The sequence below is a fragment of the Micromonospora humi genome, from assembly GCF_900090105.1.
GTDB lineage: Bacteria > Actinomycetota > Actinomycetes > Mycobacteriales > Micromonosporaceae > Micromonospora > Micromonospora humi.
In genome coordinates this window covers 153,335-179,442 of record NZ_FMDM01000012.1, presented here as the reverse complement: position 1 = coordinate 179,442, position 26,108 = coordinate 153,335, and the positions used below count along the sequence as shown (strand labels likewise).

Sequence of the window (26,108 nt, the reverse complement as noted above, 5' to 3'; positions counted from 1 at the left end):
CGCAGGAGGCGGCATGCCGACGCAACTCGACAGTCCACCGTCCGCGCCGGCCCGGCGGCGGACCCGGCAGCTGCGCTGGATGGTGCCGCTGCTGCTGCTCGCGGTCGCGTTCGTCGGATACGCGCTGCCGCCCTACCTGACGCTGGACCCGAGCCGGTCCCGGCTGCCGGCCCAGGAGGCGCACCCGCAGTACTACCCGCTGCTGGTGGCGCACATCGTGTTCGGCTCGGTGGCGCTGCTGGCCGGGTGCTTCCAGGTGTGGCCGTGGTTCCGCCGCCGCTGGCCGGCCGCCCACCGCTGGACGGGCCGGGCGTACCTCTTCGGCGGGGTCTTCCCGGCGGGCGTCGCCGTGCTGGGCGTCGCGCCGCTGAGCAGCACCGGCTTCGTCTCCCAGGTCGGCAACACCGTGCTGGCGGTCCTCTGGCTGGCCACCGCGGTCGCCGGCTACCGGACGGCGCGGCGACGCCGGTTCGCCGAGCATCGCCGGTGGATGGTGCGCAGCTTCGCGTTGACGCTGTCGATCGTGCTGAACCGGCTCTGGGTCGTCCTCTTCGTCGTCCTGCTGCTCCCCCAGGTCGACACGACCTACGGCGGCGACCAGGACGCGATGATCCGGGCCGCGGCCGGCGCCAGCGTCTGGACGAGCTGGGTGGTCAACCTGCTGGTCGCCGAGTGGTGGCTGGAGCGCGGCGCCGTACGCCGCCGGAGCGGGCCGGTACGCCGATCGCGTACCGGCCCGCCGACCGGATCGGAGGCGGACGCTCAGCCCAGCACCACCCCCGAGGCGCCGACGCCGGCCAGGCCGGAGAAGATGTCCTCGTAGTACATCCGCCAGGCGCAGACCCGGCCGGTGGGGACGTACCCGGTGCAGGTCGTCGCGGTGTTGGTGTCGTCGATCGCGGAGTTGGTGCCGGTGGCGTACACCTGGGTGGTGTTCGCCCCGTTCACGATCTCCACCGGGCCGCCGCTGTCGCCCTGGCCGACCGCGTTGGTGCGGGTGGTGCTCTCCGCCTGGACCTGGCCGCAGACGGTGCCGAAGTTGCGGATGTTGATGCACAGGTCGCGGGCCTTGACCTGGATCGAGCAGCGGGTGCCGGAGTAGGCGCCGGAGGTGCACACGAAGTTGCCGACCTGACTCGCGAGCGCGCCGATCACCTGGTTGCTGAACTCGCTGGTCACCGCGCCGGCCGCGTCGGTGGTGTTGTTGAAGACCCGGCCGCCTCCGCTGCCCGCGAGGAGCAGCGTGTCGGTGCCGACGTTGCGGGTGCCGACGATGCCGATCGTCTGCCCGGTCGGGTCGGTGGCGACGTTGTTGAGGTTGCCGCAGTGCGCGGCGGAGAGCACCCGCGACACGCCACCCTGGTAGACCCCGAAGCCGGTGGAGCAACCGCCGCCGGTGGTGGCGTTGCGCCAGGCGGCGCCGCCCCACCACGGCGGCGAGTCGTCCCACCGGGTGGCGGGCGCGGCGGCGACACCGGTCTGCACGGTCACCGGGACGCCGGCGAGGCTCGTCGCGCCGAGCAGCCCGTGCTGCGTACCGACGAGCAGGCCGGCGCCGTCGGCGCGCGGCCCGACCGTGGTGACCTCGTCGCCGGCCGCGGCGCGCAACCGGGCCGCGGCCACCGCCAGCTCCCGCTGCGAGTACGCGGCGGGCAGCACCCGGGTCGGTACGACGCTGCGGGCGGCGGCCAGCAGGCCGGCCGGCGCGGCACCCTTCCAGTAGACCTGCAACTGGCGCGTGGTGGGGTCGGCGACGACGCCCGCGAAGCCGGAGTCCGGTCCGCGTCGCGCCGCCCGTTCGATCCGCGCGGCGGCCGTGTTCATCCGCTGCTGCACCGTGAACAGCTCCGCCCAGGACGCGAAGCCGGCCGGCGCCGGGGTGCCGGCGACGAACGACCCGGTGGTGGGCGCCTTGCCGGCCGGCGCGGCCGCGGTGGCCGGCGCGGTGGACACGCCGGTCGCGAGCAGCGTCAGGCCGACCGCCGCGACGGCGGCGCGCCGCAGCAGTCCGCCGGCCCGTCGCGCGGTCCGTTGTGGGTGACTCATCAGGTGCTCCCTTTCCCCAGGTGGCATGGCACGGGCCGAGCCCGCCCCGGGACGGTGGCACGGACCGTCGGTCGTCCGCGGCGCATCCTGGACCCGGCTGGACACGGCCGGACACGGTCGGCCGCCTCGCGTCCGTCCGGAGTGGAACTGTCGGAGATCAGCGTTGGTCTATGGATGCCGCCGACCTCGGCCCTACCCTCCCGGTGTCGGCTTCCCTCGGCAGCCGAGGAGGCGGCCGGCGGGGGAGGCCACATGTCCGACCAGGCGCAGCATCGTGGGACCGGGAGAACGCCACGGGGCGCGGCCGGGACGGAACGCTCCGGGTATCCGGTGATCCGCGCCGCCGACGCCGCGCGGACCGTGCCGGACCTGGCCGGCCTGCTGCGCCAGCTCCGCCGCCGAGAGGCCCGGCAGCAGGGCGAGACCCCGTTGACCTACCGGCAGTTGGCCGCGAAGACCGGCTGGTCGCGCGGCGTCATCGGGGAGTACTTCGCCGGCAACATCCTGCCCCCGACGGAGCGGTTCGACGTGCTGATCCGCCTGCTCGGCGCGACCGCCGTCGAGCAGGGGGCGCTGGCCACCGCGCGGGACCGGGTGGAGGAGGCGCGACGGCAGCCCGACCCGGACGGGACCTCGGCCGTACGGGCCGGCGGCGGGCGGGCCCGGGCCCGGCCGGCACGGCTGCCCGTGCCACGCCAACTCCCCCCGGCGCTGCCCGGCTTCGTCGGCCGGGCGGACCAGTTGGCGCGCCTGGACGCCGGAGGCGGCCCGGCGTCCGGCGACTCCGCTGCGTCGATCGTGGTCCTGTCCGGGACCGCCGGGGTGGGCAAGACGACCCTGGCGGTGCACTGGGCGCACCGCGCCGCCGACCGGTTCCCCGACGGCCAGCTCTACGTGGACCTGCGGGGATTCGACTCCACCGGCACGGCGGTGACGCCGGCGGAGGCGGTCCACGGCTTCCTCGAAGCACTGGGGGTCGCACCGGAGCGGATGCCCGTGCACCTGTCCGCACAGGTCGGCCTCTACCGCAGCCTGCTGGCCGACCGCCGGATCCTGGTGCTGCTGGACAACGCCCGCGACGTCGAGCAGCTCCGGCCCCTGCTGCCCGGCAGCCCGGGCTGCCAGGTCCTGGTCACCAGCCGCAACCGGCTCGCCGGCCTGATCGCCGCCGAGGGCGCCCGCTCGATCACCGTCGGGCTGCTCAGCACCGCCGAGTCCTGGCAACTGCTGGCCCGCCGCCTCGGCGCGGACCGGCTGGCGGTCGAGCCGCAGGTCGTGGACGAGATGGTCGAGCGTTGCGCACACCTGCCGCTGGCGCTGGCGGTGCTCGCCGCCCGGGGCGCGGCGCACCCCGGCTTCCCGCTGGCCACCCTCGCCGCCGAACTGCGCGACGCGGCCCGGCTGCTGGACGCCTTCGACACCGGCGACGCCGGCACCGGCGTACAGGCGGTCTTCTCCTGGTCGTACCGGAGCCTGACCCCGGCGGCCGCGCGGCTGTTCCGACTGATCGGCTGCCACCCCGGGCCCGAGATCGGAATCCCGGCCGCGGCGAGCCTGGCCAGCCTGCCCCGCAACCAGGTGCCCCGGCTGCTGGCCGAACTGGCCCACGCGCACCTGCTCACCGAACACGCGCCCGGCCGCTTCGGCGCGCACGACCTGCTGCGCGCGTACGCGGCCGAGCTGAGCGAGCGACTCGACCCGGACGGCCAGCGGCAGGCGGCCGTCCGCCGTGGCCTTGACCACCACCTGCACTCCGCACACGCCGCCGCGGTGCTGTTGCAGCCGGGCTGGGATCCGGCTCCCCTGCCCGACGCCCTGCCGGGCGTGGTGCCCGAGGAGATCACCGACCAGGAGTCCGCGCTGGCCTGGTTCACCGCCGAGCACCGCGTACTCCTGGCGGCGGTGGCCGACGCGGAGCGCGCCCGGTGCGACGGGCATGCCTGGCGGCTGGCCCGGACCCTGGTCGACTTCCTGCAACGGCAGGGACGCTGGTCGGACCTGGCAGCTGCCCAGCGGGCCGCCCTGGCCGCCGCGCGGCGGGCCGGCGAGCGCACCGGGCAGGCCAACGCGCACCGCGACCTCGCCCGCGCCCTGGTCCGGCTGGGCCGGGAGGAGGAGGCCGCCGGCCACTACCGCGACGCGCTCGCGCTCTTCGCGGAACTCGGCGACCACAGCGGGCAGGCCCGCACCCACCGCGCGTTCGGCGCCATGCTGGACGCACTGGGCCGGTACGAGGAGTCGCTGCACCAGGCAGCGCGGGCGCTGGCGCTCTACGAGCGCACCGGCCATCCGGCCGGGCAGGCCAGCGCCCGCAACGCGATGGGCTGGGCACACGCCCGGCTGGGCCGTTACGGTCCGGCGCGCGGGCACTGCGAGCAGGCGTTGGCCCTGCTGCGCCGGACCGACGACCGGCACGGTGAGGCGAACACCTGGGACAGCCTCGGCTTCATCCACGACGGGCTCGGCAACCACCGCCGGGCGATCCGGTGTTACGGCCGGGCGCTGACGCTCTACCAGCGGATCGGCGACCGGTACGACGAGGCGGACACGCTCACCCGACTCGGCGACAGCCGGCACTCCAGCGGGGACCGGGCGGGCGCGCTCCGCACCTGGCGGCGGGCCCTGGCCATCCTCGACGGCCTCGGCCACCCGGACGCCGAAGGGGTGCGCGCGCGGCTGCTGCGGGCGCCGTGAGCACGCGGGCCGGGCGTCCGCGACGCCCGGCCCGTCGACTCAGGGCCGGTTCAACCGGCCGCGCAGGACAACGTCGGCGCGCCGTTGGCACCGCCGGATCCCAGGAAGCCGAACGTCGCGCTGCCGCCGGCGCCGAGCGCGCCGTTGTAGCTCACGTTGCGGGCGGTCACCGTGGCGCCGCTGGAGGTCACCGTCGCGTTCCACGCCTGCGTCACCTGCTGCCCGTTGGCGAACGTCCAGGTCACCGTCCATCCGCTGATCGCCGAGCCGCCGGCGGTGACCCGCACCTCGGCCTGGAACCCGCCCTGCCACTGGCCGGTCAGGGTGTACGTCGCCGTGCAGGAGCGCCCGCCCGACGGTGGCGGAGTGGTCGGCGGGGTGGTGGTCGGCGGAGTGCTCGTCGGCGGGGTGGTGGTCGGCGGCGTCGTCGGGTTGCCGCCGCCGACCGCGCTCATGATGGCGTCGATGATGCCCTGCTGGGTGACGGTGGCGGAACCGCGGTTGAACAGCCCGAACCCGTACGCGCCGTTGTAGCCGTTGTCCCAGTAGGCGGTGGCCGCCCCGTACTTCTTGGCGGTGGACACCAGGGTGCGCGCGTAGTCGGCCCGATACCTGTTGTTCGTCGAATCGGCCGACGTCTTGTCGACCGAGCCGTACTCACCGACGAACACCGGGTATCCGCGGGCGACAAAGGTGTCCCGCATCTTCTTGAGCTGCGCGTCCATGAAGTCCTGCTGGCCCCAGGTCGACTTCCGGGCCGGGTTGGTGGCGGCCGGCCCCCACTGCGTGATGGTGCCGTTCTCCTCCCCGGCGAAGTCCCAGGGGTCGTAGTAGTGCACGGAGATCATGAGCCGCTGCTCGTTGGCGGGCACGGACGACGAGCGGTACTGGTCCGTCGGCAGCACGAAGCCGTAGTTGCCCACTGTGTAGTCGATGTTGGTATTCCAGCCGGGGACGAGCAGCCAGCGCGACGTGTTGTTCCCGCCGGTCCGGCGAACGGTGTCCACGAAGATCTGGTTGTAGGCGTTGATGTTCGAGTAGCACGGCTGGGTGGGGTTGCCGTACTGACCGTCGAACTCCTCGTTCATGGACTCGAGGATCAGGCGCTCGCTGTAGCTCTGGAACCTGGTGGCGATCTGCTGCCACACCTTCTGGTACTTGTCCCGGATCGTCGTCTGGTTCGACGAGTCGCAGATCAGCCAGGAGCCGGCGATGGTCTTATAACCGTCACCGTGCATATTGATCAGCACGTACAGGCCGCGACCGTAGGCGTAGTCGACGATTTCCTGAATCCGGTTCAGCCAGGCCGCGTTGATCGTGTAGTTCGGTGCCGAGCCGATGTTTCCCAGGTAGGAGACCGGGATGCGGATCGTCGTGAACCCCGCCGCCTTGACCCGGTCGACGAAGGCCTGCGTCACGACCGGGTTTCCCCACGCCGTCTCGCTGGGGATCCCGTTGGCGTTGGCCTCCAGCGTGTTTCCCAGGTTCCAGCCCGCGCCCATGTCCGCGACGAGCTGCGTGGCGTTCAACTGCCTGATGCTGTCGGCCGACGCGGACTTCGTCAGCAGGGTCGCGGAGCCGGTCAGCGCCAATATGCCGGCGAGGAAGGCGAACTGCACCTTCCGCAGAGTTGATTTCACAGGTAACTCCCGTCCGAATCGACCGTCACGCTCTGTTGTCGAATTTATTCGACGATGGTCGATTATGCTTTCGATGAGGATCAGAACAATGAAAGCATAGACGTCGATGCATAAGGCAAACAAGGACGGGCTTCGGCATGCGGGATTCGACGCCGATTCGACCGGCGTGACACACGCCGGGCAGGGATCCGCCCCGGGCAGCGGAGCCGTCTAGACTGCCCGATCGTGCGCTCCACCGAGATTCTGGAACAGTTCGACGCCGCCGACGAGGACTACCTGTTCCCGGACCTCGGGCACGTCTACCACTACGCCGTCGATGCCCGACTCCACGCCTACCGCGACCCGCGACGGTGGGCGCTCGTCGTCGAGACCGTCGGCTACTCGCCTCGAGCCGGGAACCTCGTCGACGTGCTCCACGTGTTCGGCGACTGCCTGACCAGCGGCGAGCCCGGCTACGAGAACGGCGACTTCCACGACCGGGTCGACAACTGGGACGAGATCGAGGACTGCGACGAGCCGGAGATCTACCGGGGCGGGCCGATCGTGGTACGCGGTGAGTCGATCACCGTGGCGGCCGAGCCGGGCGACGATCTGGTGGACGTGCTGCGCCAGCTGGTCCCGCTTCATCGCGGGTTACTCCTGGCGGACGAGAGGGAGTTGCGGCGCCGGATCCCGCCGGACGTACCGGAGGTTCTGCGGCTCGACCAGTGGCACCACCCCGACCCGGCGGAGGGGCAGAGACCCAGCGAATCCGAGGCGTTCCGCCAGATCGCCGACGTACTGGCGACCGGCGACATCCGTCGGTACGCGCCCAGCCTGCCACCCAACACGCACTGGTCCCGGTGGCCCAGGTCGGGCAGCCTCTAGCCGTTCGGGCCCACGCCGCCCACGTCGCGGAGGGTGTCCTGCCGGCGTACCGGCCGAGGGATCGTGGGGGGCCGAACCGGCCCGCCCACGACCATCGTCGGTCAGACCCCGGCGTCGGGGCGGTCGACGTCCCCGCGCCACGCACCGGTCTCGATCCCCCGGTTCTCGATGAACTCCTTGAAGCGCTTCGCGTCGGCCTTGACCTGGTGACTGTCCACGCCGACGGCGCTGCCGGCCTTCTCCACCAGACCCTGCGGCTCCCAGTCGAGCTGGATCGTCACCCGGGTCTCGTCGTCGGAGAGCCGGTGGAACGTGACCACCCCGGCGTGCTTCGTGTCACCACCCGTGCTCTTCCACGCCACCCGCTCGTCCGGGTGCTGCTCGGTGATCTCCGCGTCGAACTCCCGGGTGACCCCGGCCACCTTGGTCACCCAGCGGGTGTGCGTCGCATCGATCTGCGTGATCGACTCGACGCCGTCCATGAACTGCGGGAACGACTCGAACTGCGTCCACTGGTCGTAGGCGGTGCGGATCGGTACCTGAACATCGACGGACTCGGTCACGGTGCTCACTGGGCCTCCTCAAGCGACTTGTCGTGATCTCGTGGTGCCCCGGCGGGACCGGTTCAACCCTGCGATCGCGTCACACGCGCGAGCGCACCGGCGGCCGGCCCGTTCACGCCCGCCGTCGTCGAGCCAGCACGACGAGCACCACGGCCAGCACCGCTACCGCGCCGATCGCGGCGACCGGCAGCGGTCGACGTACCCGCTCCGGCAGGTCGTGCTCGCGCACTGACGTCTCGATCGACTCCGATGTCGACGCGAGCCGTTCGGTGACCGCGCCGGCGACCTGCCCGGCGCGCCCGACCGCCGCGTTCACCGTGGCCTTGGCCTGCGCGCCTGCTTCCTCGGCGGCGACCTTGGCGCGGGCCTTGACATCCGTCTTGGCGGCGAGCGCCTCGACGGTGTCACCGAGGGCGGCGCGGGTCTGCGCGATCTCGGCCCGCAACTGCTGCGGGTCCGAGGGCGTGCTCTCACTCATGGCTTCTCCCCTCCCGGAACGCGGTCTTCACCGCGTCCACGTCCGCGGTCACACCGGACACCGCCTCCTGCGGCGCCAGCGGTGTCATCGCGCGCATCTGCCGACGGCCGAGCAGCGCCAGCACCCCGGCCGCGGCGAGCACGACGACCAGGACGGTGAGGACGGCCAGCCACAGCGGCCAGACCAGGTCCAGCAGCACCACCGCCAGGACCACGAGCAACGCGAGCCCGAAGAGGCCGAGGACGGCGGCGCCGCCGAACAGGCCCCCGCCGAGGCCGGCGTGCCGGCCCTTGGCGACCAACTCCGCCCGGGCCAGCGCCAACTCGTCGCGTACGAGCGTCGACAGTTGCTCGGTGGCGCGGCTGATGAGGTCCGCCGTCGACAGGGTCTCCGCCGGGGCGGTGCGACCCTCGTCGACGCGGGCCGACTGGTCCGGTGCCATCGCGTCCCCTCTCGTCGTGTGCACGCCTGATGCCCCGGCCCACCGCCACACAAACGGTCCCCTTCGCGGGTGCTCTCACCCCACCGGTCGGGGGTGGCACGACAGGCGTGCGACGTGGGATACAGGTATTCATGACGGTCAGTGAAGAGCAGGCGGAGGCCTGGCGCGTGCGGGCGGTCGAGGGCCGGGACCCGCGTGCGGCGTTCGCGCTGGGCGCGCTGCACCTGGACCGGAGCGGCGCCGACGGTGAGGCGCGGCGCTGGTTCGAGTACGCGACGACGCTCGATCCGAGCCCCGACCTGTTGTGGCAGATCACCCAGGAGCACGTCGACACGCTCGCGCTGGAGCCGATCCGCACGTGGATGCGGCGGGCCATCACCGCCGAGTGGGCGGGGTGCGAGTTCACTGTCGACCCCGGCGTCTTCGGCGTCTACGACTACCACGGTACCGGCCACGTCACCGGTCAGGCCTTCGAGGTGCAGGTGTCCGCGGAGCCCGCCGAGGCCGCCCGCACGGCGCTGGAGGCGGCCGCGCTCCGGTTTCCGCTGGTCGACGAGAACGGTGACGAGACCGGGGAGTACGACGACGGGCTCTACACCCCGAACTACGTCTCCGACGTCCACGACGACGTGGCCGGACCGTGGCTCGGGATGGACTGCAAGGACGGCGTCATGCCGTTGATGGCCCGGACGGACATCCGGATCGTCGTCGAGGAGTTGCGCCGGGCCGGCGCCACGTCCGGCCGCATCTTCTCGCCGTCGAACGAGCTGCTGGACTGGTATCCCGCCGACCGGTGAGACTCGTCGAGTGGTCCCGGCGCCGGGGTCGGTTCGCGGCCCGCTCCGGGGCGCGGGTTAGCACTGCCGACGTGCGGGTACCGGCAGGGCATGACGACCGACGGGGCGGCGCGGGAGCTACGGGACCTGATCGAGGCGCGGGTGGCGGCCGTGGCGCGCCGGGATGCCGGTGCGCTCGCCGCGCAGCAGGCCGGCGACGTGCTCGCCTTCAACGTCCTGCCCCCGCTGCGGCTCCGGGGTGCCGATGAGGTGGCGCCGCAGACCGAGGCGTGGTTCGACGCGTACGCCGACGGGCCCGGATACGAGGTCCGGGAGCTTCACGTCGACGCCGACGGCGACCTCGGGTACTGCGCCTTCCTCTACCACGTCACCGGCAGGCTGAAGTCGGGCGCGGACGTGTCCATGTGGGTGCGGGCCACGCTCGTGTGCCGCAGGCGTGACGGGCGCTGGGTGGTCGTCCACGACCACGAGTCGATCCCGTGGGACCCGGAGAGCGGCCAGGGTCTGGCCGGTCTCAGCCCCGACGACGATGCCGAACGGGGTAATTAGCGGATAATCTTCGCACCAGGCCCCGAAGCTCCTATCTACTGCCTCTGACGCCCAGATCGCCGGAGGTGGTGGGACATGGATCGTCGACGAGTTCTGCTGGCCGGCGCCGCCGGCGGTGCCGCGATCCTGCTCCGCGGCGCACCGGTGTTCGCGGGCAAGGCTCGCCAGGCGCCACCGTTGGATCCGATCACCATCCCGAAGTACGTCACCGAGCTGCCGGTGTCGCCACCGATGCCGGTCAGTGGCCAGCGGGGCGGCATCGACGAGTATCGGATCGCCGCGCGGCAGTTCGCCCAGCAGGTGCTGCCGAGCGGCATGCCGCGAACGACGGTCTGGGGATACGGCTCGTCGTCGCACTCCGGCACGTTCCGCTCCCCCGCCCGGTCCATCGAGGCGAAGGTGGGCCGGCCGGTGCGGGTGACCTGGGCCAACCAACTCGTCGACAAGCACGGCCGGTACCTGCCGCACCTGCTTCCGGTGGATCCGACACTGCACTGGGCGAACCCACCCGGCGGGATCCGGGGACGGGACTCGACGCCGACCTTCACCAGCACCCCCGGTCCGTACACCGGTCCGGTGCCGCTGGTCACCCACCTGCACGGCGGGCTCAGCCCGGAGGAGAGCGACGGCTACACCGACGCCTGGTACCTGCCGCACGCGTCCGACATACCCGCCAAATACGCCCGCGTCGGGAGTTGGTACGACCGCTACCGGGCCCTGTTCGCCCGCAAGTACGGCGTCCGCTGGCAACCCGGCAGCGCCACCTACCAGTACCCGAACGAGCAACCCGCCGCGTTCCTCTGGTTCCACGACCACGCGCTGGGCCTCACCCGACTCAACGCCTACGCCGGCCTCGCCGGGGGCTACCTCCTCCGCGGCGGCCCGACCGACCTACCGCCCGGAACGCTGCCCGCCACCACCGGTCGGCTCGACGGACGGCCCGGCCCGGGCCGGTACGAGATCCCGCTGGTGATCGAGGACCGGTCGTTCCTGGCGGACGGATCGCTCTTCTACCCGGCCAGCCGCGCCTACTTCGACGGCTACCCGGGCCCGTACATCCCGTACACCGACGTGCCACCGATCTGGAACCCCGAGTTCTTCGCCGACACCATCGTGGTCAACGGTGCCACCTGGCCAGTGTTGCCGGTGGAGCAGCGGCGGTACCGGCTGCGGCTGCTCAACGCCTGCAACTCCCGCTCGCTGATCCTGTCGGTCGCCGCAGACCCGACTGCCCGGCCGGCCCAACCGGTGCTGCCGCTCTGGCAGATCGGCACCCGCAACAGCATGCTGCCGGACCCGGTCCGGGTGGAGAAGCTGGTGATGGGCAACGCCTACCGGGCGGACGTGATCGTGGACTTCACCGACGTCCCGCAGGGCACCGCGCTCTATCTCGTCAACGAGGCCCCGGACGGACCCCTGGCCGACTACGAAGACCCGGGCGAGCCGGCCGACCCGCAGACCACCGGCCAGGTGCTCAAGTTCGTGGTCGGGCCGCGCACCGGCGTCGACCGCAGCGCCCCACCGGAGACCCTGGACCTGCCCGCGTTGGCGGCGCTGAGCCCGGCGGTCCGGACCCGCAAGCTGGCGCTGCTGGAGCAGGAACTCACCGACGTGGGGCCGGTCAAGGTGCTGCTCGGCGTCATCGATGCCAACGGCAGGGCGGTCCCCATGCAGTGGGACGACCCGGTCACCGAGACCCCTACCGTCGGCCGGAACGAGATCTGGGAGTTCCACAACTCGACCGCCGACGCGCACCCCATCCACCTGCACGACACGCAGTTCCGGTTGATCGGTCGGGGGCCCGACGGCACCGTGCCGCCGGCACCCCAGGAACTCGGGCTCATCGACACGATCCTCGCGTACCCGAACGAGATCACCCGGATCCTGGTGCGGTTCGCCAACCCCGGTCGGTACGTGTGGCACTGCCACATCCTGGAGCACGAGGACAACGAGATGATGCGGCCGCTCCAGGTGCTGCCGAAGGGCACGCCGCCCACCGGCGACGGCAGCACGGCGACCGGGCACGGCAACGGCTTCGGGCTCGGCGTCGCCGGCGCGGCCACCGTGGCCGCGGCCGGAACCGCCGCGCTGGTCCTGCGGCGGTTGGCCGACCTAAGGTCGTGACGCGCCTCAGGCATCGCGTCGGACCGGTCGCGCTAGAAGCGGTTCAAGGTCCGCGTCAGCGCCGCCGCGACGGCGGTGAACAACAGCCAGCCGATCGCCATCAGCAGGTACGCCAGCCACTGCGCCGGCCCCTCGGTGCGATACGTCTGCTCCTGCCCGAACTGGACGATCGGAATGAGCAGGTCAAGGGTGTAGACCAGCGGGTTGAAGTCTGTTCCCCCGGGCGCGGCTACGGGTGGATAGCCGCTGAACACGGTGGCGCCCAGGACAGCCAGTACGGACAGCCACAGGAGCGCCCGACCGGGGCGATATCCGTAGCCGACCAGCCCGTCCTGCGCGAGGCCCCATGCGGCCGCTGCCGGGGGGAGCAGCCGCCGGCGGCGGCGCTGCTTCGCGAGCAGCACGGCGCGTGCGTCGGAGTCCTGCCCGATCTGTCGGTACAGAGCTGCCAACTGCTCGTACGGCTGAGGCCGGTAGCCGTCCGGATCCCGGTTCAGCCAGCACAACCGCTCCCGGGAAGTTCCGGCGCGTTCGAGCGCGGCGTACCTGGCGCCGTCGAGCCGCAGCCGGGCCGGCCAGCGATCGGGTTCGTCACGAAGCACCTCCGTCTGGCTGTGCCTCAGGTCCACGGTGCCCTCGACGCGCTCTGCCAGCAGGGTCAACTGCCCGACCCGCAGACCTCGTGCGTCCAGGGCCACGCCGCCCGGATTCACCAGGACGGCGTGCGAAAGGTCGACCTCCCCGGCGACCTGTGCGCCAGGCAGCCGGAGCTCACCGTCGATCCGGCACCCTCGCTGGGCGTGGAGGGTGCCACCGATGCGGACACCGGCAAGTTCGACGTTCCCGGCGGCGGTCGTGCCCTGCAGATACAGGTGCCGCCCCACGTGGAGCGCGTCACCGAACAGCGCGGCGGTCCGGTCGCCGAAGACGTCCTCCGCGCGACCCCCGCTCGCCAGTCGGGCCCAGTCGAGATCCAGGTCGCCGCTGACCTGTAGGCCGTACACCACCACAGCATCGCTGAGGACGCATTTCACCAGGCTGAGTGTGCCCTGGACGACAGCTCCGAAGGCATCGAGGCCCGGCAGCGTGCTGCCTTCGAAGGACATGCCGCGTAGCTGCGCGAACGACAGCTGGGGGGTCGCGTCGAAGACGCACCCCACGAACTCGACGGCATGCTCGATCTCCGCCTGGTAGAGGTCGAGCACGCCGACCACCTCGGCGCCGTGCAGGCGCAGCGCCGGCCGGTGTCCCGGCTCCGCGTCGCGGCCGCCCAGGAGCAACGACCGAATCACTGCGGCGCGTACCACGTGCGGGGTGTCCTCATGTGGGGCCACCGTCTCGCCACGTGGAAAGGCGTCCCACAGCCGTTGCTCCGCCGGGGACAGCTCACCGAGCCCAGAACGCATGCCCGAAACCCTGCCGTGCGGCCGCAACCCGGGCAACCCCGCCACCGCGTCCGACCGCCGACCGCCGATGTCACCGCCGAGGCGGGGACCGAGGGCTCACCCCGACAACGGCGGAACTGGCATCATAGCCGCATGCCGAGCGATCTCCGGTCGTCGATGGTCGCGCCAGGCAGCGTGATCCTCGCGGGTGCGGCCGAGGCGGCTGTGGAGTGATCGCGAGCCGGCGGCGCGACGACCCACCCGGGTCGCCCCGGGATGACGGGAACCACCGTCGGCGGACCACCGCACTGCTGCTGGTGACCGTGTCGAGCCTGTCCTCGGTCGGGCTGGCCGTCGTGGTCAACGTCGCGACCGGCGGTGAGCTGCCGGCGCCGCTCGCGGCATACGGATGGCTTGCCTGGCCCATGATCGCCGCGCTGACCGTCGTCGGGATCGGCCTCGCCCTGTGGCAACACCGACTGGGACAGACGAACGGGTCCCCCGTGGCCCCCGCTTCCCGGCCGGCGGAGACCGTCGCCCCGCCGGGCGAGCTTCCGGTCGCGCCACGCCTCATCGGTCGGGAGGCGGAGCTGGCCGCCGTGGCGGAACTGGTCGCGCAACGGGTGCCGGTCGTCGTCATCTCCGCAGCGGCGGGGACGGGAAAGTCAGCGCTGGCTGTGTCCTACGCCCACCGGGTCCGCGAGCGTTTCCCGGACGGCCAGTTGTACGTCACCCTGGGCGGCTCCGGTCCCCTTCCGGTAGGGGCGCGGGACGTGCTGATCCGGTTCCTCCGGGCACTCGGCGGCGAGGTGGAGGAACGGCGAGGCACGCTGGACGAGCTGTCGGCACGTTTCCGGTCCGTGGTGGCCGACCTGCGGCTCCTCCTCGTACTCGACGACGCCCACGAGGCGGCGCAGGTCCGACCGCTGATCGCGGCGGGCGCGGGCTGCCTCACCATTGTCACGAGTCGTCGGCTGATCGGCGACCTGCCGGGGTCCGCCGTCCTGACCCTCGACGCGCTGCTGCCCGGTCCGGCACTCGAACTGTTGACGGCGACGGTCGGCGCGGACCGGATCACCGCGGACAGCTCGGGCGCCCGCCGGCTGGTCGAGGTCTGCGCGGGCCTTCCGCTCGCCTTGCATATCGTCGGCTCCCGACTCCGAGCCCGCCCCGGCTGGACCCCGTCCGCCCTGGCCGACCAGCTGACGGACGAGAGCCGCCGGCTCGACGAGCTACGGCTGGCCGACCGGACTGTCAGGTCGGCCTTCCAATCCGCGTACGAGGAACTGAACGACCTCGACCGGCTGGTGTTTCGACGGGCCGGCTCGCATCCGGGGGTGTTCTTCGGGATCGAGTCGGCGGCGCACCGGTGCGGGCTCGACGTGTCGGTGGTGCGGGACAGTCTGGACCGGCTGGTGGACGCCTTCCTGGTCGAGGCGCCCACACCGTCGAGCTACCGGCTGCACGACCTCCTGCGGTTGTTCGCCGGTGAGATGGCGGAGCGCCAGGAGACACCCGGTGACCGTGCCGCCTGCCTGATCCGGCAGGTGGACTGGCTGCGGGGCAGGGTTGGCTCCGGCGAGGGTCTCGTCGTCGAACGCGACAACGTCCTGGCAGCGCTGCGGGCAGCGGTCGCGGCGGGCCTCACGGAGCAGGCGTGGGCGCTCGTGGAAGCGGTGCACCCGCTGCTGACCGCGCCCGACGACCACAGCTACCGGTTGCATCTGTGGCGGTCGGCGGAACAGGCCGCTGCCGCGACGGGCAACGACCGGAGAAGGGTGCGCGCGTTGCGGTGGGTCTCGCACTCCTACGGGTTGTCGGGTGAGGTGGAGCCGGAACTGGCGACGGCACGGGAAGCCGTCGCCGTCGCCGAGCGGCTCGGTGACAACCGTGAGTTGGCACAGACCGTTCGCCGGCTGGGCGAGGCACTACGGGCGAACGGCCGGCCGGACGAGGCGGAGACCTCACTGCTGCGGGCGCTGCGGTTGTTCCAGCGGTCGCACGAGGTGGAGGAGGAGATCGAGGTCCGCTCGGCGCTGGGAATTCTCTATAACACCCTCGGTCGTCCCGAACGCAGCATCCCCGTGCTGAAACGGGCGGCGGCGCTCCTCACGGCCGAGGAGTCGGCGCAGCACGGCTACGTGTTCCTCGGCCTGGCGGCCGGCCACAAGATTGCCGGCCGTCGGGCCGAGGCGGTTGCCCTGACGAGGCGTGCCTTCGCCGTCGCCGACCGTCTGGACGACGAGTTCCTCCGCGGATACTGCTTCCAGGAACGGGGGTGGCTTGCCGCCGAGGACGGGCGGCACCAGGATGCCGAACAGGACTTCCGTGCCATGCTGGAGATCTTCACGCGGATCAGGCATGGCGCCGGGGCAGGCGGAGCGCACCACGCACTCGGCGCGGTCGCGGCGGCTCAGGGGCGTCAGGAGCACGCCTCCACGGCCTACCGGGCGGCGATCGCTCTGTACGAGAGGCTCGGCAACGTGGAGCTCGCGAACCGTGTCCGCAGTTCTCTGGTGGCGCTCACCTCGAGCGCCGACGGCGACCACGTACGCGCCGGAGAGACCGATCCCGGGACGCCGGGTCCACCCTGAACCGCGGCTCGTCCACCGTGGCCGGCCGGGGCCCGTGCCCGAGTCCGGCCGGCCCTCGGCTCAGCTCATCCGGTCAGGCGTGGTTGCCAGCCGTCGCGGTAGCGGACTCCGTGCGGTCGCAGTCGGATCCGGTCGTGCGCCGTCCCGGCGACCGGTTCGACGCGGATCTCCCGGGGCCGTTCCACCACCACGCAGACGTCCTCGCCCGGCCACCACCAGCCGCAGGAGCGGGCCAGGTCGGCCCAGGTGTCCAGGTGGTCGGCGTCGTCCGGCCGGTAACCGGCGAGGCCGAGCCGGCGCAGCACGTCGTAGTAGGCGATCCAGGACGCGTCCTGTTGGCCGTACCAGCAGACCGGGAGCGGGCCGTCGCCGGCCAGCGCCGCCCGCACCGGCAGGGAGAAGCCGTGCGCCAGACTCCGGTGCAGCGCCGTGCGTACCCCCTGGTGCAGCACGACGGCGAGCGGCACGCCGCTGTCGAGGGCGTGCGCCGGCGCCAGTTCGGGCCACGGCTGCCTGGTCTTGCCGGTGCGTGCGGGTGACAGCTCGGGATCGGTGTGGGTGACGCCCGCGCCCAGCGCGCCGCGCAGCCGGGAGACGACCATGGCGAGGTCACTCGCCGGCGGTGGCGGACCACCCGGCCGGGGGTCGCGGACGCGCTGGTGGAGCTGGTCGAGGGTGGGCCAGCCGGTGATCAGGGGCCGTGCCTGGTCCGGCGAGTCGACCCAGACGAAGCGGGGTCGCGGTCGTGATGCCCTGGCGTAGACGGCGGTCAGGCAACGTTCGGCCGTCTCCCGGTCGGCCGGCTGCGTGCACAGGGCGTGGTCGAGCCATTCCTGGCGGATGCGGTTGGCCTGCCGCCACAGGTCGTGGGGCTCAGCGCTGCCGGCGGCCCGGCGGGGTGCGGCGGTGTCGTCGCGCCGCGCGGGGGCGCTCAACGCGCCCGGGCGTCGCCGCCCTTCCGTGAAGAGAAGATCATGAGTCGACTATGACGCCCACGCGGCGCCGACGCAACGCGATTTCCCGCCGGGCGGAGCCACGTCCTCAGGTGCGGCCACCGACGACCGGAGACCGGTCGTCGAGGGCGTCGAGGTAGTGGGCGAAACCGTGCGGGGCTCGACCGCGTCGCCGGGCGCTGGTCCGGACCGGGCAGGCGGCGTCCGCCACGACCCGCAGGCCACGTCGACGGCCGCGCTCGACCAGGTCGTGGTCCTCGCCGTGGCGCAGGTCGGCGAAGCCGCCCAGCCGCTCGTAGGCGGTCGCGGCGCAGCCCAGGTTCGCGCCGTGCACGTGCCGGTGACCGGTACCGGTCAGGCCCTGTCGGTATCGGATCTCGAACCGCGTGCGGACCTGCTCGGAGCGGGGCGCCCAGTCGTGGACGCGCACGGTGCCGACCAGCAGGTCGGAGCCGGCCCGGGCGTGGCGCAGCTGCCACCCGCCCCACCGTCGGGGCACCCGGCTGTCCGCGTCGGTGGTGGCGAGCCACAGGTCCCGCGGGCCGTGGCGCAGCGCGTGTGCCATGCCGGCGGCACGCGCCCGGCCGACGTTGCGGGCCTGCACGGTCACCACGACGGCGCCGAGGCGTCGGGCGACGGCGGCCGTCTCGTCCCGGCAGTCGTCGGCCACGACGATCACCTCCGACCGCACCGGCAGGTCGCGGAGCGCGCCGAGGAGCGAGGTCAGGCAGTCGGGCAACAGCGCCTGCTCGTCGTGGGCGGGCACCACGACCGCCAGCCGGTTCACCGCAGGCCCTCGGCCTGCGCGACGGAGGTGGCCGCCGGCGGCACCCGGAGGAAGACGTCGAGGAGGAAGTCCGCCTCCTCGTGGTGCGCCGTCCGCTCCAGCCCGTCCAGGTCGGCGAGCAGCCGGTGCACGTCGTCGCCGCCCCGTGCGTGCTCGGCCACCGCCGGCCGCCAGTGCACGGCGACGAGCGTGCCGCCCGGTTCGAGCGAGTCCAGCGTCCGGGCGGTCAGCAGGTCCAGCCCGGCGTCGTCGAGGTAGTAACCGAGTTCGGAGAGCACGACCAGGTCGAAGCGCGCGTCGGCCGCCGGCCACTCGTCGGGAACGGCCATCCGCTCCACCTGCACGTGCGCCTGGTCCGCGAGCCGCCGCCGGGTGCTCGTCACGGCGGCGGCGGCGATGTCGACCGCCAGCAGCCGGTCGCACCGCTGCGCGAGCCGGGAGGTGAGCATGCCGGTCGAGCAGCCCGGCTCGAACGCCGACCGGTAGCGCCGGCGCGGCAGGCACGCGACGGTCAGCGCGTGCTTGCGTCGCTCGTACCATCGGGTCTCGAAACTCCACGGATCCTCGGCCCGGGCGTACATCTCGTCGAAATACTGGGCGGGGGTGCCGGAAGGGGTCATGGCACGAACACCGTTTCGTAGGGACGCGCGAAGCGTGCGAGGACGTGCGGGGGAAGGATCGCGGCGTCGACGGGTGCCGGTCCGAGCGGCAGGATCTGGCTCCGGAAGGCGTCTATCGCCTGCCGCTTGGCCGATCGCGCGGCCCGGGTCAGGTCGATCCGGCGGGCGCGGTGCCACGGCACATCGGGATCGTCCGGCTCGGCCCAGTGCCACGTCCAGACGGGGAACTCCAACAGCGTGGCACCGGTGCGCCGGCAGGCGACCGCAGCCGCCCGGCCGACCGCCTCGTGGTCCGGGTGGCCGTCGCCGTGCCACGTCGTGACACACCACCTGCCGGGTGTCAGCCGGGTGGTCAGGGTGTCGGTGAGCGCCGACTCGTCGATCCCGCCGTCGGGATGCCCGAGGTGGACGATCGCGGGCGGGGCGACGCCGAGCAGCCCGCACGCCGTGACCGTCTCGGCCCGCCGGATGCCGGCCAGCTCCGCCGGCGTGTGCACTGTCGAACCGGGGTGCGAGGCCTCGCCGTCCGTGACCACCGCGATCTCCGCGCCGACACCGCCGGCGAGCATGGCGACCAGGCCGCCGACCCCGAGGACCTCGTCGTCGGGGTGCGGGGCGACCACCAACGGCGGCGCCGTCCGCGCCGGATCCTCCAGATCGAGTACGGGCCAGGTGGCCGGCGCCGGCCACGCGCGCCACGTCTCCTCGTCGGTGCCCGCGCCGACGATCGGCCTCACCATCCGGGGTCCCCGACCGCCGCCACCAGCTCGCCCAGATGAGCCAGGTCCGCCTCGGCGTGGCTCTGCCGCAGGTACACCGTCAGGTCGGCGACCCGCCGGGCGTGGTCGGCGTCCTGGCACAACGGCCCCGCCCCCAACGCCCGGCCGACCCGGTCGACGACGGTGGTGGCGGTGGCCTCGACGGTGGCCCGCACCCGGTGCGCCAACCGGTCGGCGTCCCGGGTCGGATGCGCGTCGATCTCGTCGGCGGCGGCGAACACCACGGCGCGGGCGGTGACCAGGGCCGCGTCGACCGCCCCGAGGTGCGCCAGGGCGTGCGGGCCCAGCGCGCGGCGCCGAGCCGCGGCGTGCAGGGTGTCGGCGATGCCGGCGGCGCCGCCGTACCAGCACGCCGCCACGCCCACCCCGCCGTGCCAGAAGCCCGGCCGGGCGGTGTAGCAGCCGGGCCCACCCACCGGTACGGCGGTCACGCCGTCGAGGCGAACCGTCCGGCTGTCGCTGGCGGCCATGCCGACAGCCGGCCAGGTGCCGGCCAACGGGGTGACCCCCGGTCCGTCGACCTCGACCGCGAACAGGCGTACCCCGTCGTCGGCGGATGCGGTCACCAGGGCCCGGGACAGCAGACCCGCCCCCGAGCACCAGGGCCGGTCGCCGGTCAGCCGCCACCGGTCGCCGTCGCGGGTGGCGGTGAGCGAGGCCGGTGCGGCGGCCCACACGCCCCACGGCTCGCGGCGCCACGTCGGATCGATCGTCGCGCCCAGCTCGGCAAGGATCGCCAGCGCGTCGGCGTGCCCCTCCGCCAGCCGAGCCAACGCCAGGTCGGCGCGGCCCAGCTCGACGAAGCGCCGAAACCGCTCGCCCGTACGCCCGGCGCCGGGCAGCGGCAGGTCGAGGCGCCCGCCGACGACGGCCGAGCGGAAGGCATCCGCCGTTCGCTCGTTCCCCGCGGTCATCCCCGGGCCTCCGTCACGGGCCGGACCGCACGACGCCCGATCCGGTCCGCCTGGTCGGCGCGCACGGGCCACGATCCTGGGCGGCCGACGGTCATCGCGGGCTCCGATCTGGGCGGCGGGAGAACGACCCGGTACGGCCGCGGCCCGAAGATGCCCCTCCCGGCAGGGTCGAAACCTCGCGCGAGCCACGTCACCGTCCGGGCGGGCGGGCGGGCGGGCGGGCGTCCCAGCCTTCCTTGACTCTCGACCCGGTGCGGGGTTCATCCTTCGCGGGTGACGTCCGGAGAGAGTGACACGCGAGGAAACCGTCCGAGGACCGACCTGGAGCGGCTGCGGCCGATCCTGCGGGCGAGCTGGGGAGCGGACACCTGTGACCCGCACGACCTGCCCGCCTGGCATCCCGGCAACCCGGCCCGAGGTCAGTGCGGGGTCACCGCGTTGATCGTGCAGGACCTCCTCGGCGGTGAACTCGTTCTCGGCGAGGTCTTCGTCGGGGACGCCCAGGTCGGTCACCACTACTGGAATCGGCTGCCCGACGGCGGCGACGTCGACCTCACCGCCGACCAGTTCCACCCGCGGGAGGTCGTGGTCGGCGCCCGGGTGCAGCGGCGTCCGGCGGGACCGCCCGGGCGGTGCCGGCAGCAGTACGAACTCCTCCGCCGGCGCGTCCTGTCCGCCCTGGACGACAACCCGGCGGGAAACGACGTCGCATCCTGAGCGGCCACCGGGTCCGGGACCCGACCGACAGGTTCCGGCTGACCCGACCGAGCAACCGGTCGAGTTCTTACCTGTCCATGACGTGTCGGCGGACCCTCGATCGGCGCGACCGCGTCCCGCCGTACCGGGATGCGATGGCGGCCGAACGACGGGCCGGCCCTGGCGACCGAGGAGAAGACGAGATGAGAAGGCGTTATCCGAGGCGACTGTCACCTGCTACGACCTCCACCACCACGAGGTTGGCCCTGGTGGCGGTGGTTCTCGCCGCGAGCGGTGTGCTGACGGCCACGTTCGTCTCCGGCGGCGGCAGGGGCACCGCGGACGCGGCGACCAGCCTGTCGGCGTTCGTGGCGATCGAGCGGGTCCGGCCGAACGTGGCCCGTCCGCCGCTGGACCCGAAGGCGTCGACCGGCCGGTTCACCGTCGACTGCGGGACCAACCGCACCGGCAAGTTCAGCCCGGACAACCCGGTCGCCCAACCGGGGGTGAAGAACGGCGCCGAGCACGTGCACGACTTCGTCGGCAATCTCGCCATCACCGCGAACTCCTCCGACGCGGACCTCGCCGCGTCGGGAACGACGTGCGAGAACGGGGACAGGTCCTCGTACTTCTGGCCGGTGGTGCGCATCGACCGGTCGGTACGCTCCGGCGGCGGCGACGTCCGCGCGGCGCTGGCCGCCACCTCGGGCACCGTGACCTGCCCCGCGGTCCGTGACCGTCTGCCCGCCGTACCCGTCCCGGCGAGGGCGGCGGTGGACCGTCGGCTCGCCGAGCTCGACCGGCTCGAAGCCGCTGCGGACCGGCGCATCCTGGGCACCCGCGGGGTCGACGTCCGGCTCAACAACGACGTGCTGCAGTGGCTTCGCGTCCGTCGGGCGGCCACGCTGACTGGCCTCGGCGACACGATCCGGGCGGCGGGCGGGCAGGCACCGGCCGGCCTGGTCTCGCTGACCGACTGCGACGTCAGCTACGACGGCATCCACGCCAGCCTGCACACCACGGACACCGCAGCCGCGAGCGCGGCGACCCCGCAGGTGAGTTGCCCGTCCGTCCGGGATCGGCTACCAGGCGTGCCGCGGCAGGCTCTCGCCGAGGTCGACCGTGCGCTCGCCGAGCTGGACCGGCAGGTCTCCGAGGCCAACCAGCGGCTGGTCACCAGCCGCGGCGAGGGTGGTGCCGGTTTCGTGGAGAACGCCGTCCTCGGTCCGCTGCGGGCGAGGCGGACCGCGGTGCTCGACCGGATCGCCATCGCCATCGGCCGCGACGGCCCGCGCCCGCAGGGCCTCGACGCGCTCGCCCGGTGCTCCGTCGACCAGGGCAAGGGTCAGCCGGCGACGCCGCCGGCCAGCAGCGCGAGCCCGCTGCCCGAGCCGCAGGGCCCGAACCTGGAACTGCCCCACAACACCGGCCGGATCCTCCGCCCGGAGGCGGTGGTCATCGAGTACCGCGGCAACCCGGTCAGCAAGGTCGTACCCATGCCGAGGTTCCTGCGCGAGCTGACCGGCGACGCCAAGCCCACCAGCCGCGGCCCGGCGAACGCCCGCGCCATCTGGACCTGCTCCGGGTTCGGCGACCGCCTCTCCGACAAGTACCCGATCTGCCCCGCCGGCCGCCAGGTCCAACGCGTCCAGGACTTCCCCGGCTGCTGGGACGGCCGGAACACCGACAGCGCCAACCACCGGGACCACGTCGCCTTCGCCGACCGGGCCACCGGCGCCTGCCCGCGAGGCTTCACCGCGATCCCGCAGTTGCGCATCACCGTCTCCTACGACATCCCGCGCGGTGTGCAGCTCAGTGGCCGGTACGCCCTCGACTCCTTCCCCGAGGAGAACCACAACCCGTTCTCCGATCACAACGACTTCGTCAACGTCAACTCCACCAGGACCATGCAGCGCATCGCCGCCTGCCTCAACAGCGGCAGGAACTGCCGATAGTCCGTCCGGCGGATGATCCGGTCGGGGCGGAGCACCGGCTCAGCCGGCCCGCCCGGACGGTCGGCCCGACCGGTCCACCGCCCTCGGCATCGTCCTGCGCAATCGGGGAAGGGTTCACCACCGACGCGGGCGCAGGGCGGCACCGAGCACGGCCACCAGCGCCGCGGCCGCGAAGGCCGGCCGCAGGCCGACCGCCTCCGCCGCGGCGCCGACCAGGGATGCGCCGGCGGCCTGCCCCAGCGCCAGGACCAGGAACGCGACGCCGACACCGGCGGCGGGCGTGCGCGGGTAGACGCGCGTTCCCCAGATCAGCAGCAGCCCGGTGAGCGCGATGTACGCGGCCCCGAACGCGCCCGCCGCGACACCGGCGACGACCGGCTCGCCGGGGACGGCGGCCAGCAGCCCGGTGGCCGCCGCCAGGACCGACGTGGTCAGCAGCCACGCCCCGCCGATGCCGAGCCGCCCGGCCAGGTCACCGGCGACCGCACCGAGCACGCCCAGGGCACCGAGCAGCACCCAGGCGAGCGTGGCCGGCCGCTGGCCCATCCCGCCGACGGTGACCAGGAGGTCGCGACCGAAGGTCCAGGTCGCCGCGCTCGCCACGCCGGTCAGCGCGGCGGCGGCCACCAGCCGCCCGCTCCCGGCGGGCAGCAACGGCCGGGGCAGCGGAGAAGCGGGCCCACCACCGGATCGCGCGGCGGGCACGGCCCGGGCCACCCACCCGGTGACCGCCGCGCACACCACCGCGAAGACGAACCACCCGGCCCGCCAGTGCCCGTACGTGAGCAGCGCGATCGGACCGGCGACGGCGACCCCGACGCCGGTTCCGGCGTTGACGACCGTCTGCGTCCGGTTCCGGACCGGCGCCGCGACGGCGTGCGCGACGGCGTGCGCCAGCGGCGGCGACGCCACCCCGGTGCTGGACCCGGCCACGATCACCCCCGCCGTGAGCACGGCGGCGTTCGGCGCCACGGCGATCAGCAGCGTGCCGGTCGTGGCGGCGCACCCGGCCAGCACCGCGAGGGCCCGACCGCCCAGGCGCGGCGTGAGGACCGTGGCGACGACGATCGCCAGGCAGTAGGAGACGTAGGAGCTGGCGGCGATCGCGCCGGTGGCGGCGGCGTCGAGGCCGAACTCCGCCCGGAAGACCGGGACGAACAGACCGTACGCGAAGCGGGCGAGGCCGTAGCAGACCGCGACCAACGACAGGCCCGCCCAGGCCAGCCCGAGCGTCGCCAATCTCACAGATCTGTGTACCACCATCCGACCACGGTACACTGACCTGTGAAGTTGCCCGTCGGAGAGGGAGCACCGATTGACACGCGAGGAGATCCTGCGGGTGCCGACGCTGACCCCGGGCGCGCGGCGGATCCTCCAGGTCGCCTCGGAGCTGTTCTACCGCCGGGGCATCCACGCGGTGGGGGTGGACACCATCGCCGCCGAGTCGGGCCTCACCAAACGCACGCTCTACGACCGGTTCGGCTCCAAGGAGAAGCTGGTCACCGTCTACCTCCAGGCTCGGCACGAGGCCTGGTGGGCCCGGCTCGAACAGCGCATCGCGGAGGCCAGGGCCCCGAGGGTCCTGGCGGTCTTCGACGCGTACCTCGGCGACCCGCTGGCGACGGACCGCGGCTGCGCGTTCCTCAACGCGGCGGGTGAGCTACCGGTCGGGCATCCGGCCCACCGCGTCGTCCGGGCACACAAGCAGGCCGTACGCCGACGGCTCGCGGAACTCCTCCAGGGTGAGGTCGACGACCCCGACGCGACGGCCGACCACCTGTTCCTGCTGCTGGAGGGCGGGGTGGCCCACCGGGGCGTCGACCGGCACGACCACCTGCTCAGCGCGGCACGGACGATGGCCGAACGCCTCGTCGGCGCGGCCGCTCAGGACGGGCCCCCGGTAGCGCCGGTCGACGGAGGCGCCGACTCGCGGTGGAAGACACAGGCGCCGTAGGAAGCGAGCGCGATGACGTCGGCGTCGGCCCGCGGCCGGGTCCGCACGCGACAACCGGCGTACCCGTCGACGACGTACAGCCCCCACACGGCGGACCAGGGTGCGTCATCGACCGTGTGCAGGGCCGGCCGCACCCGCCGCTGCACCACGTGCGGGGTACGCAGCGCCGCCGACAGCGCCGCCTCCCACTCGCGCCGACCCGTGCTCCAACCCGGCAGCACGGCGTTGCCGCCGTAACCGGCCGCGCCCTTGAGGACCAGTTCCGTCCGGTGCTCGCGGCAGTAGGCCAGCATGTCGCGCCAGGCTCCCCCGACACGGACCTCGCCGTCGGTGAGCGAGCGGACCCAGGGCAGCAGGTCCGCCACCGCCGCGGTCCGGGCCGGTGCGAGCCGGTCCAGTTCCGCCGAGAGCAGACCCAGGCTGCGCTTGTTGCCGTACAACGACTGGGACAGCGGCAGGAACAACGGGACCGTCCCCTCCTCGTGCGCCCGCACCAGCGGCTCCACCAGGTCGTAGCCGCCGGGGGTCCGCTCGATCTCGCCGAGGGTGAAGAAGCGGTAGACGGCGTCGAGCCGCACACCCGCCAGCCTCAACCCGGACGGGTCCGCGGTGACCTGGCCGACGTGTCCGGCGTACGCCTCGATGCCGGACTCGGCCAGCAGCGCCGCCACCGCCCTGAGGTTCGGCTCGGAGGCGACGAAACTCGACGGCCAGTCGATCAGGCCCACGCGCAGTCGGGCGTCCGGACGGCCGAGGTAGCCGCGAACCGCGGCGGCGACCGACGCGACCGGGTCGACGAAGCCCAACCCGTGCCGGGCGGCGAACGCGGCGAACCCGCGGTCGCCCAGCAGCCCACGGTTGAGCTCGGTGAAGTACATGCCGCCCAGCGCGCTGCTGGCGTTCATCTCCAGCAGGTGGAACGAGGTGCCGTCGTGGTAGAGGTCGGCCCGGCAGAACACGGCCGGCCCGCCACGGTGGGTGCGCTCGACCAGGTCGATCTGCCGTTCGGTGAGACCGAGCATCCGGCCGTAGGCGCGCCGGTCCCCGCCGAAGACCACCCCGGTGAGCTCGTCGAGCAGTCCGAACACGCTGCGCACCGCGTCGGCCGTACGCGCGGCCTCGGCCCGGTCGACGAAGAAGGGCCGCGACGCCAGCGGGTCGACCTGCCGGGCCCGGCGGAAGTGTGTCGACACCGGGATACCGGACAGATCCTTGGGCAGTTCTCCGGCGCGCTGCCCGGCGGCATACGCGGCGACCACATCGGACAGCAT

At 73.2% G+C, this 26,108-nt stretch carries 23 protein-coding genes; 10 read left to right on the top strand and 13 right to left on the bottom strand.

The window, feature by feature from the left end; translation table 11 throughout:
* Window positions 1-13: 13 nt before the first annotated feature.
* Window positions 14-823: a DUF2306 domain-containing protein gene (locus GA0070213_RS22485; RefSeq protein WP_217628647.1), complete on the top strand. Its 810-nt coding sequence runs from the start codon at window positions 14-16 to the stop codon at window positions 821-823.
* Here the strand turns inward: GA0070213_RS22485 and GA0070213_RS22480 are convergent.
* On the bottom strand, window positions 763-2,046 hold the full coding sequence (locus GA0070213_RS22480) for a chymotrypsin family serine protease (RefSeq protein ID WP_091068197.1): 1,284 nt from the start codon (window positions 2,044-2,046) through the stop codon (window positions 763-765). The two genes, GA0070213_RS22485 and GA0070213_RS22480, sit on opposite strands and share 61 nt — an antisense overlap.
* Before the next feature lie 252 nt (window positions 2,047-2,298).
* Here GA0070213_RS22480 and GA0070213_RS22475 point away from each other — a divergent pair, with 252 nt between their 5' ends.
* On the top strand, window positions 2,299-4,740 hold the full coding sequence (locus GA0070213_RS22475; protein ID WP_091068193.1) for an ATP-binding protein: 2,442 nt from the start codon (window positions 2,299-2,301) through the stop codon (window positions 4,738-4,740).
* Between the two features lie 50 nt (window positions 4,741-4,790).
* Here the strand turns inward: GA0070213_RS22475 and GA0070213_RS22470 are convergent, their stop codons facing one another.
* Window positions 4,791-6,380 (bottom strand): cellulase family glycosylhydrolase, encoded by a 1,590-nt coding sequence (locus GA0070213_RS22470; RefSeq protein WP_091068190.1) that lies wholly within the window; start codon window positions 6,378-6,380, stop codon window positions 4,791-4,793.
* A gap of 225 nt (window positions 6,381-6,605) precedes the next feature.
* Between GA0070213_RS22470 and GA0070213_RS22465 the strand changes: the two genes are divergently transcribed.
* Window positions 6,606-7,247, top strand: coding sequence for a DUF7003 family protein (locus GA0070213_RS22465; RefSeq protein WP_091068185.1), 642 nt, complete (start codon window positions 6,606-6,608; stop codon window positions 7,245-7,247).
* A gap of 101 nt (window positions 7,248-7,348) precedes the next feature.
* Here the strand turns inward: GA0070213_RS22465 and GA0070213_RS22460 are convergent, their stop codons facing one another.
* From GA0070213_RS22460 to GA0070213_RS22450, 3 genes are all read right to left on the bottom strand, one after another.
* Window positions 7,349-7,819 (bottom strand): SRPBCC family protein, encoded by a 471-nt coding sequence (locus GA0070213_RS22460; RefSeq protein ID WP_091068182.1) that lies wholly within the window; start codon window positions 7,817-7,819, stop codon window positions 7,349-7,351.
* A 103-nt stretch (window positions 7,820-7,922) separates the two neighbouring features.
* Window positions 7,923-8,288, bottom strand: coding sequence for a DUF3618 domain-containing protein (locus tag GA0070213_RS22455; protein ID WP_091068181.1), 366 nt, complete (start codon window positions 8,286-8,288; stop codon window positions 7,923-7,925).
* Window positions 8,281-8,730 (bottom strand): phage holin family protein, encoded by a 450-nt coding sequence (locus GA0070213_RS22450; protein ID WP_091068179.1) that lies wholly within the window; start codon window positions 8,728-8,730, stop codon window positions 8,281-8,283. The genes GA0070213_RS22455 and GA0070213_RS22450 overlap by 8 nt, the downstream gene beginning before the upstream one ends.
* 131 nt (window positions 8,731-8,861) lie before the next feature.
* Between GA0070213_RS22450 and GA0070213_RS22445 the strand changes: the two genes are divergently transcribed.
* The 3 genes from GA0070213_RS22445 (at window position 8,862) to GA0070213_RS22435 (ending at window position 12,200) form a co-directional block, all read left to right on the top strand.
* Entirely contained in the window at window positions 8,862-9,527 is a 666-nt protein-coding gene (locus GA0070213_RS22445; RefSeq protein ID WP_091068176.1) for a hypothetical protein, read from the top strand.
* 90 nt (window positions 9,528-9,617) lie between these two features.
* Entirely contained in the window at window positions 9,618-10,076 is a 459-nt protein-coding gene (locus GA0070213_RS22440) for a YybH family protein (RefSeq protein ID WP_091068172.1), read from the top strand.
* Between the two features lie 75 nt (window positions 10,077-10,151).
* Window positions 10,152-12,200 carry a multicopper oxidase family protein gene (locus tag GA0070213_RS22435; protein WP_091068167.1) on the top strand — a complete coding sequence of 683 codons (2,049 nt, stop codon included), beginning with the start codon at window positions 10,152-10,154 and terminating at the stop codon, window positions 12,198-12,200.
* 32 nt (window positions 12,201-12,232) lie between these two features.
* Here the strand turns inward: GA0070213_RS22435 and GA0070213_RS22430 are convergent, their stop codons facing one another.
* On the bottom strand, window positions 12,233-13,606 hold the full coding sequence (locus GA0070213_RS22430) for a bactofilin family protein (RefSeq protein ID WP_139128714.1): 1,374 nt from the start codon (window positions 13,604-13,606) through the stop codon (window positions 12,233-12,235).
* A gap of 404 nt (window positions 13,607-14,010) precedes the next feature.
* On the opposite strand from GA0070213_RS22430, the gene GA0070213_RS22425 reads away from it, so the two are divergent.
* The gene (locus GA0070213_RS22425) at window positions 14,011-16,179 is read left to right on the top strand and encodes a tetratricopeptide repeat protein (protein ID WP_245716517.1); all 2,169 of its coding nucleotides are present in this window, start codon (window positions 14,011-14,013) and stop codon (window positions 16,177-16,179) included.
* A 65-nt stretch (window positions 16,180-16,244) separates the two neighbouring features.
* Here GA0070213_RS22425 and GA0070213_RS22420 read toward each other — a convergent pair whose 3' ends face one another.
* From GA0070213_RS22420 to GA0070213_RS22400, 5 genes are all read right to left on the bottom strand, one after another.
* Window positions 16,245-17,114, bottom strand: coding sequence for a DUF6745 domain-containing protein (locus GA0070213_RS22420; protein WP_245716507.1), 870 nt, complete (start codon window positions 17,112-17,114; stop codon window positions 16,245-16,247).
* Window positions 17,115-17,220: 106 nt separating this feature from the next.
* Window positions 17,221-17,919: a glycosyltransferase family 2 protein gene (locus GA0070213_RS22415; protein ID WP_091068155.1), complete on the bottom strand. Its 699-nt coding sequence runs from the start codon at window positions 17,917-17,919 to the stop codon at window positions 17,221-17,223.
* Entirely contained in the window at window positions 17,916-18,539 is a 624-nt protein-coding gene (locus GA0070213_RS22410; protein ID WP_091068150.1) for a class I SAM-dependent DNA methyltransferase, read from the bottom strand. Before GA0070213_RS22410 ends, GA0070213_RS22415 begins: the two co-directional genes overlap by 4 nt.
* Window positions 18,536-19,279, bottom strand: a complete 744-nt coding sequence (locus GA0070213_RS22405) for a PIG-L deacetylase family protein (RefSeq protein WP_091068148.1) — start codon at window positions 19,277-19,279, stop codon at window positions 18,536-18,538. Before GA0070213_RS22405 ends, GA0070213_RS22410 begins: the two co-directional genes overlap by 4 nt.
* Window positions 19,273-20,232, bottom strand: coding sequence for an acyl-CoA dehydrogenase family protein (locus GA0070213_RS22400; protein WP_091068144.1), 960 nt, complete (start codon window positions 20,230-20,232; stop codon window positions 19,273-19,275). The genes GA0070213_RS22405 and GA0070213_RS22400 overlap by 7 nt, the downstream gene beginning before the upstream one ends.
* Before the next feature lie 273 nt (window positions 20,233-20,505).
* On the opposite strand from GA0070213_RS22400, the gene GA0070213_RS22395 reads away from it, so the two are divergent.
* Window positions 20,506-20,949 (top strand): YunG family protein, encoded by a 444-nt coding sequence (locus tag GA0070213_RS22395; RefSeq protein WP_091068140.1) that lies wholly within the window; start codon window positions 20,506-20,508, stop codon window positions 20,947-20,949.
* A gap of 248 nt (window positions 20,950-21,197) precedes the next feature.
* Window positions 21,198-22,883 carry a DUF1996 domain-containing protein gene (locus GA0070213_RS22390; protein WP_245716506.1) on the top strand — a complete coding sequence of 562 codons (1,686 nt, stop codon included), beginning with the start codon at window positions 21,198-21,200 and terminating at the stop codon, window positions 22,881-22,883.
* A 114-nt stretch (window positions 22,884-22,997) separates the two neighbouring features.
* On the opposite strand, the gene GA0070213_RS22385 is transcribed toward GA0070213_RS22390, so the two are convergent.
* On the bottom strand, window positions 22,998-24,128 hold the full coding sequence (locus GA0070213_RS22385) for an MFS transporter (protein WP_217628646.1): 1,131 nt from the start codon (window positions 24,126-24,128) through the stop codon (window positions 22,998-23,000).
* Between the two features lie 70 nt (window positions 24,129-24,198).
* Between GA0070213_RS22385 and GA0070213_RS22380 the strand changes: the two genes are divergently transcribed.
* Window positions 24,199-24,837, top strand: coding sequence for a TetR/AcrR family transcriptional regulator (locus tag GA0070213_RS22380; RefSeq protein ID WP_217628645.1), 639 nt, complete (start codon window positions 24,199-24,201; stop codon window positions 24,835-24,837).
* Here GA0070213_RS22380 and GA0070213_RS22375 read toward each other — a convergent pair.
* Window positions 24,768-26,108, bottom strand: coding sequence for a hypothetical protein (locus GA0070213_RS22375; protein ID WP_091068130.1), 1,341 nt, complete (start codon window positions 26,106-26,108; stop codon window positions 24,768-24,770). The two genes, GA0070213_RS22380 and GA0070213_RS22375, sit on opposite strands and share 70 nt — an antisense overlap.